We start from the raw sequence: 9,410 nt of genomic DNA on the forward strand, positions 1-9,410 counted from the left end.
GATTTTCCGCCCGGGGCGGTGCGCGTGCGAGCCGCCCCGGGCGGGACCACGCGGACCACGTCCCCCCGGCCCTCACATCAGCAGGTCGTCGACCTGTGCCTCCCCCTCCCGGTACCGTCGCGCGATCTCCGCGCTGCACTCGTCCGCGGTCCGCTGCAGCCGTTGCCGGCGACGGGACACCTGCTGCTCGTACCGCACGAGGCGCCCCATCGCGGTGGTGAGTTCCACGTCGGTGCGGGCGTCCAACGCGGACAGTTCGACCTCGGCCAGCATCTCCGCGGCCAGCCGCCGGTACTCCTCGTTGTGCGGCGTGCCCAGCGTGACGTGGCGCGCGGAGGAGCGGTGCCGGGCCGGGGCGTCCGTGAGGATCTCCGGCAGCCGCTGGACGACGGACGCCTCTGCCGTGCCCGTGTCCATCAGCGACGCCGGCCCCCGGCGCGCCAGCTCCGCGCGCAGGATGTCGATACGCCCTTGGAGCAGCCGCCGTACGTAACTGAGATCCGCCTCGTCGCGCTGGGCGTCCCGGCGCAGGGTGCGCAATTCGGCCAGTCTCAGCGTGGTCAGATCGTGCGCGGGCGGATCGGGCGGCAGCTGTGGACTGTCCGTGCGTTGCACGGGTGGCCGGAGTGACTCCCCGGCTCCCGCTCGGTTCAACGAGACAGCCCCAGGCGGCTGCCCGGTACTCGGTGTTCTCATGTGCCTCAACCGTCCCCTCGACCGGCGTGTGGCAGCATCGTGCCACCCCAAGTGGCCGCTATGTGACCGAGTGCCCCCGAACAGCCCCAGATGGGGGCTTAGGGATCAAAAAGAGCGCTGGTACGGACCACCCGCGAAGCAGCGTGACACCGCCCGGCATGATGGGTCGCATGCGTGCAGTGGTGCAGAGGGTGGACGGCGCGAGCGTCGTCGTCGGCGGCGAGACCGTAGGGGAGATCACCGGCGAGGGGCTTTGCGTCCTGGTCGGTGTGACGCACGAGGACAGCAAGGAGAAGGCGGCCCAGCTCGCCCGCAAGCTGTGGTCGCTGCGGATGCTGCACGACGAGAAGTCGTGCAGCGACGTCGACGCCCCGCTCCTGGTGATCAGCCAGTTCACCCTTTACGGCGACGCCCGTAAGGGCCGCCGCCCCACCTGGAACGCGGCCGCCCCCGGCGACGTGGCCGAGCCGCTGGTCGACGAGGTGGTCGCCCAACTGCGCGCGCTGGGAGCCACGGTCGAGACGGGCCGGTTCGGCGCGCAGATGCGGGTGGGGCTGACGAACGACGGCCCGTTCACGGTCCTGCTGGAGATCTAGCCGGCCGCGGGCGGGCGGAGCCTACGGCTCGACGACGACTTCCTGAGCGGCGGCCGTCGTGTCGGCCACCAGGCGCGCGTCCACCGGCACGTTCCGCTTCACCAGCGCCAGGGCCACCGGACCCAGCTCGTGGTGCCGTACGGATGTCGTCACGAAGCCGATCCTGCGGCCGTCGGGGCCCTCGTCCGCGAGCCGGAGCTCGGTGCCGGGCGGCGGCAGGTGCACCTCGCTGCCGTCGAGGTGGAGGAAGACCAGCCGGCGCGGCGGCTTGCCCAGGTTCTGCACCCGGGCGACCGTCTCCTGCCCCCGGTAGCAGCCCTTCTGCAGATGCACCGCGGTGCCGATCCAGCCCAGCTCGTGCGGGATGGTGCGGTGGTCGGTCTCGAAGCCGAGCCGGGGCCGGTGCTGCTCTACGCGCAGGGCCTCGTACGCCAGGATCCCGGCCGCCGGTCCGGTCTTCGCCGCGTACGACTCCAGGTCGGCGCGCGGCAGGAAGAGATCACGGCCGTGCGCCGTCTCCCGTACGGCGGCCCCGTCGGGCACCTCGGCGATGGAACCGGCCGGCAGATGGACCACGGCGACATCGGCGGTGCGGTCGGCGACCTCGACCCGGTAGAAGAACTTCATGGACTCCAGGTACGCGATCAGGGCTTCCTGGGTGCCGGGTTCGACATGGGCCCAGACGGTCGTGCCGTCGTCCACGAGATAGAGCGCGTGTTCGATGTGGCCGTTCGCGGACAGCACCAGCGCCTCGGTGGCCTCACCCACGGGCAGGTCGCTGACGTGCTGGGTGAGCAGCAGGTGCAGCCAGCTCAGCCGGTCGTCGCCGGTGACGGTGACGACCCCGCGGTGCGAGAGGTCGACGAAACCGGTGCCGTCGGCGAGGGCGCGCTGCTCGCGGAACAGGTCGCCGTAGTGGGCGGCGACACCTTCGTCCACCCCTTCGGCGGGGACGGCGCCGGGCAGGGACAGCAGGGGGCTCTTCATACGCCTAAGCCTACGACTCGGTAGTTGAACTCTTGCCGGTCGAGCCCGGCGCAGGGCCTGGGGCAGAACGGCGCGCAGCGCTCTGGGCCGACGTCGCGGCCGCGCAGTCCTTGCACCGGCCGAAGATCGCGAAGTGCTTCATGTCGGTGTCGAAACCGAACGTCTCCCGCAGCTTGTCCGTGAACTCGGCGGCCACGGAGACGTCCGCCTCGATGACGTTGGTGCAGTCGCGGCAGACGAGGTGGAGGTGGTGGTGCCGGTCGGCCAGGTGGTACGTCGGCGCCCCGTGCCCGAGATGGGCGTGACTGACCAGCCCGAGCTCCTCCAGGAGCTCAAGGGTCCGGTAGACGGTGGAGATGTTGACCCCCGACGCCGTCCTGCGCACTTCGGCGAGGATTTCGTCGGGGGTCGCGTGCTCCAGGGTGTCCACGGCTTCGAGCACGAGTTGCCGCTGCGGCGTCAGCCGGTAGCCGCGCTGCCTGAGGTCACTCTTCCAGTCGGTGCTCACCACACCCACGAGTCTATGGCTACTTGAAGAAAGCGATCCCGTCGTCCGGCAGGTCGCCCGGCAGGGCCTTCGCCCAGCGCTCGACGTCCTCCGGCGTGACGACCTTCTTCAGCTGGGCGGACATGTAGGGCCGCAGCTCGACCTCGGGGGTCTGCTTCTCGCCGACCCACATCAGGTCGCTCTTGACGTAGCCGTACAGCCGCTTGCCGCCGCTGTACGGGCGGGAGGCCGCGGTGCGCGCCACGGCGTCCGTGACCAGGTCGATCTGCGGCTTCTGGTCGGCCAGCTCGCCGTACCAGATCTCGATGACACCGTCGTCGCGGGTCATCGTGACCTCGACCTTGCGAGCGGCGTCGATGCGCCAGAAGCCGTGCTCGGACTCCAGGGGCCTGACCTTGTTGCCGTCCTGGTCGAGCACCCAGCTGTGGGACTGGTACTCCAGGAAGTCCCGGCCGTCGTGCGTGAAGGTGACCTCCTGCCCGAAGTTGCACTTCTCGGCACCGGGGAAGTCGTGCACGCCCGCTCCCGCCCAGTTGCCGAGCAGGAAGGCGAGGGGGACGAGGTCCTTGTGGAGGTCGGACGGGATCTCGATCATGAGCAGCTCAGACTTCTCGTACGGACAAGGGGGGTGGGTCAGCGCTGGCCCTGATACAGCTTCTTCACGGCCAGACCGGTGAAGGCGAGGACGCCGACGCAGACCAGGACCAGGAGAATTTCGAAGAAGAGGATCACGGGATGCTCCTAGGTGAGCGGGGATGCGTGGTACACAAGGCCGGGCCCCAGCTTACGCGGCCACGGCCCGGCCCTCCTTGCGAGGTACGCCCTCAGCCCAGCAGCTGGCTCTGCGGGTAGCCGGCGGCGAGACTCGCCCTGTCTCCCGCCACGGACTGTGAAGCGCGGATTCCGTCACCGCGCCGCACAGGGGAGCCACGGCCCCACCCGAGTTGTGAGGATCTTGATTACGATTCAGCCATGGCGAAGAAGCTGGTGATCAAGGTGACGGCGGGGGCCGATGCCCCGGAGCGGTGTTCGCAGGCGTTCACCGTCGCTGCGGTGGCCGTGGCGAGCGGTGTGGAAGTTTCCGTCTGGCTGACCGGTGAGTCCGCCTGGTTCGCGCTGCCGGGGCGGGCCGCCGAGTTCGAGCTGCCGCACGCCGCCCCGCTGCCCGACCTGATCGACTCGGTACTGGCCGCCGGGCACCTCACGCTGTGCACGCAGTGCGCGGCCCGCCGGGACATCACGGAGAAGGATGTCATCGAGGGCGTCCGGATCGCGGGCGCGCAGGTGTTCGTGCAGGAGGCGCTCGCGGAGGACACGCAGGCCCTCGTCTACTGAGAGGGCTGGGTCGACTCGGGCGACCGAGGGGATTTTGTCCAGAGGCGGAACGGGTGGCCCGACGCGTCGTGGAGGACCGTACGTCGGCCTGGGCCTTCCTAGCGCGGCTTCTTCTTGCCGTCCAGCTCGTCCCACCACTCGTCGGACTGCGGATCACCGGACGGATCGTCCCACCAGCGGTCGTCGGCCCCCCTGCGGTTGGCGACCATCGCCGCGACGGGCGGGATCACCATGGCCACCACGCACATGCCCACGGCCGCCGGCGTCGACCACAGGCGCACGACTCCCCAGGCCAGGACGAACAGCCCGATGCAGACGCCCATCATCGCGAAGTAGACGTGCCGTCGGCGCGCGTACATACCTCCAGCGTAGGTCCGCGCCCGCGAAGCGCATGCGAAAGGGCCGCGTCCCAGGTGTCCGACCCGGAGGGACGCGGCCCAGGCGCTCGGCGCCGGGTCGTCAGACCGCGATCGCGACCTCCGCGAGGCCGCCCTGCTGGGCGACGACCGTGCGGTCGGCGGTGGCACCACCGGGCACGAGGGCGCGCAGCGTCCAGGTGCCCTCGGCGGCGTAGAAGCGGAACTGGCCCGTCGCGGACGTCGGCACCTCCGCCGTGAACTCGCCGGTCGAGTCCAGCAGACGGACGTAACCCGTCACGGGCTCGCCGTCGCGGGTCACCTGGCCCTGGATGGTGGTCTCACCGGGCTTGATCGTCGAGGCGTCGGGGCCGCCGGCCTTCGCTCCACACATGTCTTTCTCCAGAAGGGGGTCTGACCGGAAGGCCGGTCGCGGTCGATTACTTGTTGGCGCCGAGCTCGATCGGCACGCCGACGAGGGAGCCGTACTCGGTCCAGGAGCCGTCGTAGTTCTTGACGTTCTCCACGCCGAGCAGCTCGTGCAGGACGAACCAGGTCAGCGCGGAGCGCTCACCGATGCGGCAGTAGGCGATGGTGTCCTTGGCGAGGTCGACCTGCTCCTCGGTGTAGAGCTCCTTGAGCTCCTCGTCCGACTTGAAGGTGCCGTCGTCGTTGGCGTTCTTCGACCACGGGATGTTGCGGGCGCTCGGGACGTGCCCCGGACGCTGCGACTGCTCCTGCGGCAGGTGCGCGGGGGCGAGCAGCTTGCCCGAGAACTCGTCGGGCGAGCGGACGTCGACCAGGTTCTGCGAACCGATGGCGGCGACCACGTCGTCACGGAAGGCGCGGATCGAGGTGTCCTGCGGCTTGGCCTTGTAGTCGGTGGCCGCCCGCTCGGGGACCTCCTCGACCAGCTCGCGGGCGTCCAGCTCCCACTTCTTGCGGCCACCGTCGAGCAGCTTGACGTTGTCGTGGCCGTAGAGCTTGAAGTACCAGTAGGCGTACGAGGCGAACCAGTTGTTGTTGCCGCCGTAGAGGATCACCAGCGTGTCGTTGGCGATGCCCTTCGCCGACAGGAGCTTCTCGAAGCCCTCCTGGTCGATGAAGTCACGGCGGACCGGGTCCTGGAGGTCCTTCGTCCAGTCGATCCGGACGGCGTTCCTGATGTGGTTCTTCTCGTAGGCGGAGGTGTCCTCGTCGACCTCGACAATGGCGATGTTCGAGTCGTCCAGGTGCTCCTGCAGCCAGTCGGCGTCGACCAGGACGTCGCTACGGCTCATGCTCTTTCTCCTCCGGGGCAGTTGCGGCGGGGCGTGCGAGTGCGAAGGGGTGCGCGTGGCCGAGGCCGGCATGGCGCACGAATGGCCCTGAGCAGGGCTGGAGAACGCGGAAGTCGGGCTTCCGCTCAGAAGGTGCGACAGAGCATGGCGGCAACGCGGCACAGGTCTACTGCCCGCCGCTTCGTGAGGTCCGCCTGTCGCTCCATGCCGTCGAGCTTAGGGACGGACCGGCGGGCGTGTCACCGGTGTGTCGCATCGTGAGACAGGATCGTCCGCCATACGGGAATACAGGAGCGCCCGGCGAGCCGTGGCACGGCTTCCGGGCGCTGGTGCCCGTTCGTACATCTGCGGTACGGACGGGGGCGTCTCGCCTATCGGACTGCCGGACAGCGTCCGGCCCGGTCCTACCCGGCCAGCCGCACGTTCGAACCCCGCACCGAGATCTCCAGACCGTTCCGCGCCGCCTCGACCTTGTCGAGTTCGACGCCGCCCGGCAGGTCGTCGATGGCCTGCTGGAAGTCGGTGATCTCACGGACCGAGTTCTCGGCGAGGTCGAGGCCCGCCAGGTCCGGCAGGGAGTCGGTGCGCACCTCGACGTTGTCGCCCTTGACGCTGACCGTGCTGAGCACCGAGAGCTGCTTGGTGCCGATCACCGGGGCGTCGATCTCCAGGCCGACCTCGATCTTGCCGCCCCCTCCGTCGGAAAGGCTCACCACCCGGGCGGTGATGCCGGGGGCGACATCGGTGGGCTCGGACTTCGCGGCCTTGAGCAACTCGTCGTACGCGATGGTCGCGGTGCCGGTCGCGGAGGCGGCCGTGGCGGAGCTGAAGTCACCGGAGAACTCGACGCCCTTCATGTCGGCCCGCAGGTCGTCGATGCGGATCCGCTCGCCGTCGCCCGCGGCCGCCTCGTAGTTCCGGATGCCCACCTCGACGTCGTCCAGCGTGCCGCCGGCGACCTGGGTGAGGAACGGGAAGCCGTTGATGGCCACCTCGGGAGTGCTGGACAGGCCCTCGGTGGTCCGCAGCCGGTCAGCCACCTCACCCTCGGCGAAGTTGACGGCGAGCCGGTCGGCGGCCACGAACAGGCCGCCCAGGATCACGACGACGATCAGAAGTATTCGCAGCGCGCGCATGTTTCCCCACCCAGGCGGTCAGTCACGGACGACGGTCACCGTAACGCCAAACCGAACACCTGCCGGGATTTTGTCGATCACCTGTGACAGGCGGCAGGTCAGACCAGCGCCCGCCCCAGCACCCACAGCACCGGCGCCGCGGCGCTCAGCGGCAGGGCCACACCGGCGGTGAAGTGCACGAACCGGGACGGGTAGTCGTAGCTCGCCACCCGGTGGCCGATCAGCGCGCACCCGCCGGCCGCCACGCCCAGCAGCGCACCCGCGCCGTTCCCGACGCCGGTCATCCCGCCGACCGCGATGCCCGCACCCGTCGCCGCGAGCAGCGCGACGACCACGGAGGCCGGCGTCGGCAGCGGCAGCGCACGGGCCAGGACGGCCACGGCCACCGCGAGGGCGCCAAGAGTGACCGCGTCCGGCTCGGCGGCAAGGTAGCCGGTCGCGATGACGGCCAGCGCGGCCGAGACGACGGTCGCCATCAGGCCGTACATCCGGGTGTCCGGGTCGGCGTGCGAGCGCAGTTGCAGCACCAGGGTCAGCAGCACCCACACCCCGAGCGTGCCGAGGATCGCGGCCGGAGCCTGGTCGCGGCCCGCGACCAGCAGCGCCACGTCCGCGGTCATCGCGCCCGCGAACGCCAGCGCGATGCCCTGCCGGGCCGGCCACATGCCGTTCAGCCGGAACCAGCCCGCGGCCGTGACGGCCTGGAGCAGGACCAGCGGGACGAGCAGGGCGTACGAGCCGAGTGCCGCGCCGCCGGCCATCAGCAGTCCGAGCACCGCGGTGAGGGCGGCAGGCTGCAGCCCGGGCTCGATGATCGGCGACCGCCCTTCGAGCCGGGCCCGCTGAGCGGCCGTGAGCGGCGCCTCAGGGGTGGCCGGGGGCTCGGGGGCCGGCCGGGGCCGCTCGTACTGCTGCGCCCCCTGCCCGCTCTCCGGCGGCTGCGGCGGGACGTACGCCGGGGTCTGCTGGGCCTGCGTGTCCCAGGTCCGGCCCTCCCACTGCTGGGTGTACCGGTCGCCGCCCTGGGGCTGCTGCGGGTACGGGGCATGCTGGTACCGCGGCGCCGGCTGAGGGTGGGGCCGGCCCTGCTGGTACAAGGTCTGTCCTTGCTGCTGCGAGGGCTGCCCCTGCTGGTACTCCGGGCGCCCCTGCTGCTGCGAGGACTGCTCCTGCTGGTACTCCGGGCGCCCCTGCTGGTACTCGGGACGGCCCTGCTGGTACTGGGGCTGCTGCTCCTGCCGGTACTGCGGCTGTCCCTGCCGGTAGGGGTCGTACCCGCCGTCGTACGGGCTTTCGTACGGGCTTTCGTACGGCTGGTTGCTCATCGGTGTGGTCACCCTCCTGCGAACGGCGGGAGCACCTCGACCGTGCCGCCCTCGGCCAGCCGTACCGTCTCATGCCCGCGGGTGCCCACGGGGTCACCGTCGACGAGGAACGAGCATCGCTGCAGGACGCGCACAAGTTCACCGGGGTGTCGCTCGCGCACGCCGTCGAGCGCCTCGGCGAGCGTCGCCGCGTCGAACGGCTCCTCGGCGATACCGGCCGCGGCCTTCGCGGCCGCCCAGTAGCGCACCGTGACCTTTGCCATCTCGTCCTCACGTCAATCGGCGGAACCTGGCTGTGACTACGGTCAGGCTAGCCCGCCGCACCGACGGCCCAGTCCCCGATACGGGCCAGGAGGGCGTCGGTGGCCGCGTGCTCGGCGTGGCCCATGCCGGGCTCCAGCCAGAGTTCGCCGTGGTCACCGGCGGCCTCGGCCAGCATGTGGGGGTGGTCGACCGGGAAGTAGCCGTCGCGGTCGCCGTGGACCAGCAGGAGCGGCGTCGGCGCGATCCGGGGGACCGCCTCGACCGGCGAGAGCGGAACGGGGTTCCAGCCCCGGTGGTGGATACGGGTGCGCAGACCGTAGCGGCCCAGCAGGCGGCCCTCGGGGCGGGTGACGAGCCAGTGGACACGGCGCATGGGGGCCGTGCCCCGGTAGTACCAACGGGCCGGGGCGCTCACCGACACCACCGCCTCGGTCTGCCGGGCGTTGAGCGCCGCGTGCCGCAGCACCACCGAGCCGCCCATGGAGAAGCCGACGGTCACCACGCGCGCGTGCCCCTGTTCCCGCGCCCACGCCACCGCCGCCGCCAGGTCGAAGACCTCACGGTCGCCGACGGTCGAGTGCCCGCCGGACGCCCCGTGGCCCCGGAAGGAGAACGTGATCACGGCGCCGTACCGCGCGAACGCCGTGGCGACCCGGCGCACGTGCGGTTTGTCCACATCGCCGGTGAAACCGTGCGCCACGACGAACGCCGGGTGGTCGGTGGATGGCGTCAGGGTTTCGTATACGGCCGCACCCGGCTCGTAGAGGGCGTCGATCCGCACACCGTCCGCGGTGTGCAGAAACGTCCGCGAGGAGGCGCGTCTGCCCGCCCCAGCCGTCTCATATGCCGGACGAACGGTGGTGGAACGTGCCGCTTGGCCTGCCGGACCGTTGCTCATGTGGGCTATTCTGCTGTGTAGAGGACTCG

General features: G+C 70.7%; 14 protein-coding genes. 2 read left to right on the forward strand and 12 right to left on the reverse strand.

All coding sequences use genetic code 11. From position 1 onward, the window contains the following. Positions 1–72: 72 nt before the first annotated feature. A complete protein-coding gene (locus ACFV6X_RS09045) occupies positions 73–696 on the reverse strand; it encodes an aerial mycelium formation protein (protein WP_385379792.1) in 624 nt (207 codons plus the stop codon). A gap of 170 nt (positions 697–866) precedes the next feature. On the opposite strand from ACFV6X_RS09045, the gene dtd reads away from it, so the two are divergent. Continuing rightward, positions 867–1,292, forward strand: coding sequence for a D-aminoacyl-tRNA deacylase (gene dtd / locus ACFV6X_RS09050; protein ID WP_385379795.1), 426 nt, complete (start codon positions 867–869; stop codon positions 1,290–1,292). Between the two features lie 21 nt (positions 1,293–1,313). Here dtd and ACFV6X_RS09055 read toward each other — a convergent pair whose 3' ends face one another. Genes ACFV6X_RS09055 through ACFV6X_RS09065 form a run of 3 tightly spaced genes read right to left on the reverse strand, consistent with a single transcriptional unit; the run spans position 1,314 to position 3,382 of the window. Beyond that, positions 1,314–2,279 carry a YgfZ/GcvT domain-containing protein gene (locus ACFV6X_RS09055; RefSeq protein WP_385379798.1) on the reverse strand — a complete coding sequence of 322 codons (966 nt, stop codon included), beginning with the start codon at positions 2,277–2,279 and terminating at the stop codon, positions 1,314–1,316. A gap of 10 nt (positions 2,280–2,289) precedes the next feature. After that, entirely contained in the window at positions 2,290–2,790 is a 501-nt protein-coding gene (locus ACFV6X_RS09060) for a Fur family transcriptional regulator (RefSeq protein ID WP_385379801.1), read from the reverse strand. Between the two features lie 16 nt (positions 2,791–2,806). Next, on the reverse strand, positions 2,807–3,382 hold the full coding sequence (locus tag ACFV6X_RS09065; RefSeq protein ID WP_385379804.1) for an FABP family protein: 576 nt from the start codon (positions 3,380–3,382) through the stop codon (positions 2,807–2,809). A gap of 377 nt (positions 3,383–3,759) precedes the next feature. Between ACFV6X_RS09065 and ACFV6X_RS09070 the strand changes: the two genes are divergently transcribed. Beyond that, on the forward strand, positions 3,760–4,122 hold the full coding sequence (locus tag ACFV6X_RS09070) for a DsrE family protein (protein ID WP_385379807.1): 363 nt from the start codon (positions 3,760–3,762) through the stop codon (positions 4,120–4,122). Between the two features lie 98 nt (positions 4,123–4,220). Here ACFV6X_RS09070 and ACFV6X_RS09075 read toward each other — a convergent pair whose 3' ends face one another. The 8 genes from ACFV6X_RS09075 to ACFV6X_RS09110 all read right to left on the reverse strand — a co-directional run bounded on the left by ACFV6X_RS09075 (position 4,221) and on the right by ACFV6X_RS09110 (position 9,381). After that, on the reverse strand, positions 4,221–4,481 hold the full coding sequence (locus ACFV6X_RS09075; protein ID WP_385379810.1) for a DUF3099 domain-containing protein: 261 nt from the start codon (positions 4,479–4,481) through the stop codon (positions 4,221–4,223). Positions 4,482–4,581: 100 nt separating this feature from the next. Continuing rightward, on the reverse strand, positions 4,582–4,872 hold the full coding sequence (locus ACFV6X_RS09080; RefSeq protein ID WP_365444639.1) for a DUF1416 domain-containing protein: 291 nt from the start codon (positions 4,870–4,872) through the stop codon (positions 4,582–4,584). 46 nt (positions 4,873–4,918) lie between these two features. Further along, positions 4,919–5,758 (reverse strand): sulfurtransferase, encoded by an 840-nt coding sequence (locus ACFV6X_RS09085; RefSeq protein ID WP_385379813.1) that lies wholly within the window; start codon positions 5,756–5,758, stop codon positions 4,919–4,921. Positions 5,759–5,883: 125 nt separating this feature from the next. Next, positions 5,884–5,964, reverse strand: coding sequence for a putative leader peptide (locus tag ACFV6X_RS09090; RefSeq protein ID WP_361019091.1), 81 nt, complete (start codon positions 5,962–5,964; stop codon positions 5,884–5,886). 198 nt (positions 5,965–6,162) lie between these two features. Beyond that, entirely contained in the window at positions 6,163–6,894 is a 732-nt protein-coding gene (locus tag ACFV6X_RS09095; protein WP_385379816.1) for a DUF2993 domain-containing protein, read from the reverse strand. 98 nt (positions 6,895–6,992) lie between these two features. Continuing rightward, positions 6,993–8,219, reverse strand: a complete 1,227-nt coding sequence (locus ACFV6X_RS09100) for a hypothetical protein (RefSeq protein ID WP_385379819.1) — start codon at positions 8,217–8,219, stop codon at positions 6,993–6,995. A gap of 8 nt (positions 8,220–8,227) precedes the next feature. Further along, positions 8,228–8,482, reverse strand: coding sequence for a MoaD/ThiS family protein (locus ACFV6X_RS09105; protein ID WP_385379822.1), 255 nt, complete (start codon positions 8,480–8,482; stop codon positions 8,228–8,230). A 47-nt stretch (positions 8,483–8,529) separates the two neighbouring features. Further along, positions 8,530–9,381: an alpha/beta hydrolase gene (locus ACFV6X_RS09110; RefSeq protein ID WP_385379825.1), complete on the reverse strand. Its 852-nt coding sequence runs from the start codon at positions 9,379–9,381 to the stop codon at positions 8,530–8,532. Positions 9,382–9,410: the final 29 nt, after the last annotated feature.

Origin of the sequence: Streptomyces sp. NPDC059861 (genome assembly GCF_042731435.1) — a bacterium.
In the GTDB taxonomy this organism is placed as follows: domain Bacteria; phylum Actinomycetota; class Actinomycetes; order Streptomycetales; family Streptomycetaceae; genus Streptomyces.

Coding starts and splice junctions, on each gene's coding strand:
- ACFV6X_RS09045 (WP_385379792.1), bottom strand. CDS start 696: ATGAGAACACCGAGTACCGGGCAGCCGCCTGGGGCTGTCTCGTTGAAC.
- dtd (WP_385379795.1), top strand. CDS start 867: ATGCGTGCAGTGGTGCAGAGGGTGGACGGCGCGAGCGTCGTCGTCGGC.
- ACFV6X_RS09055 (WP_385379798.1), bottom strand. CDS start 2,279: ATGAAGAGCCCCCTGCTGTCCCTGCCCGGCGCCGTCCCCGCCGAAGGG.
- ACFV6X_RS09065 (WP_385379804.1), bottom strand. CDS start 3,382: ATGATCGAGATCCCGTCCGACCTCCACAAGGACCTCGTCCCCCTCGCC.
- ACFV6X_RS09070 (WP_385379807.1), top strand. CDS start 3,760: ATGGCGAAGAAGCTGGTGATCAAGGTGACGGCGGGGGCCGATGCCCCG.
- ACFV6X_RS09075 (WP_385379810.1), bottom strand. CDS start 4,481: ATGTACGCGCGCCGACGGCACGTCTACTTCGCGATGATGGGCGTCTGC.
- ACFV6X_RS09080 (WP_365444639.1), bottom strand. CDS start 4,872: ATGTGTGGAGCGAAGGCCGGCGGCCCCGACGCCTCGACGATCAAGCCC.
- ACFV6X_RS09085 (WP_385379813.1), bottom strand. CDS start 5,758: ATGAGCCGTAGCGACGTCCTGGTCGACGCCGACTGGCTGCAGGAGCAC.
- ACFV6X_RS09090 (WP_361019091.1), bottom strand. CDS start 5,964: ATGGAGCGACAGGCGGACCTCACGAAGCGGCGGGCAGTAGACCTGTGC.
- ACFV6X_RS09095 (WP_385379816.1), bottom strand. CDS start 6,894: ATGCGCGCGCTGCGAATACTTCTGATCGTCGTCGTGATCCTGGGCGGC.
- ACFV6X_RS09100 (WP_385379819.1), bottom strand. CDS start 8,219: ATGAGCAACCAGCCGTACGAAAGCCCGTACGAAAGCCCGTACGACGGC.
- ACFV6X_RS09105 (WP_385379822.1), bottom strand. CDS start 8,482: ATGGCAAAGGTCACGGTGCGCTACTGGGCGGCCGCGAAGGCCGCGGCC.
- ACFV6X_RS09110 (WP_385379825.1), bottom strand. CDS start 9,381: ATGAGCAACGGTCCGGCAGGCCAAGCGGCACGTTCCACCACCGTTCGT.